1 protein-coding gene is annotated in these 609 nt (G+C 40.6%); it reads right to left on the bottom strand.

Annotated elements, in window-relative coordinates:
• Window positions 1-606: reverse transcriptase domain-containing protein (locus tag LMF89_RS26470; protein ID WP_369412730.1), on the bottom strand; the 606-nt coding region annotated here is incomplete at its 3' end.
• Window positions 607-609: the final 3 nt, after the last annotated feature.

The raw sequence follows: 609 nt of genomic DNA, 5'->3' as shown, positions 1-609 counted from the left end.
ATATTTTCTAAGGAACAAATTAAATTTATCCCAACTGAACGATTTCCTTTGGCTCCTACGGTTCATCCATTTGAACAGTAATCGCTTCACGTTGTCGAGAAAGTTCTCAACCGCTTGTAAATTGTCGGTAATACAATAATAGTTGTAATAACCTATGAGAGACCGGTTTAACCTGACCATGATGTCTTTAGTGTCCATTGTTCGATGTGCTTTAAGCCATTCTTTTTGGCTCTTTAACTTGGCAGTTACCTTCTTTCGACTGCTCTTGCGTTTCACTCGAAATTGCCCTTTCTTGCTTTTACTGCAGTAGTGAGTAAAACCCAGGAAGTCAAACGTAGGTGGTTTACCTTTCCCATTGCGTTTAGAATCCTGTTCAGCGAATCTCCCAAATGGAATGATTTTCGTTTTATCCTCCGCGACCTCTAGGTTGAACATTTGAAGGCGTTTAGTGAGAGATGCATAGAAAGCCTCGGCATCACTTCGGATTTGAAAGCAGCACACAAAGTCGTCTGCATATCGAACCATATAAGCTTGGCCTTTACACTGCTTTCTGACTACCTTCTCGAACCATAGATCAAATACATAATGAAGGTATACATTGGCCAGTAT

The sequence above is a fragment of the Pelosinus baikalensis genome (assembly GCF_020819555.1).
GTDB classification, from domain to species: domain Bacteria; phylum Bacillota; class Negativicutes; order DSM-13327; family DSM-13327; genus Pelosinus; species Pelosinus baikalensis.
Note: the sequence above shows the minus strand (reverse complement) of the source record. Positions and strands in the feature narration are given on the sequence as shown.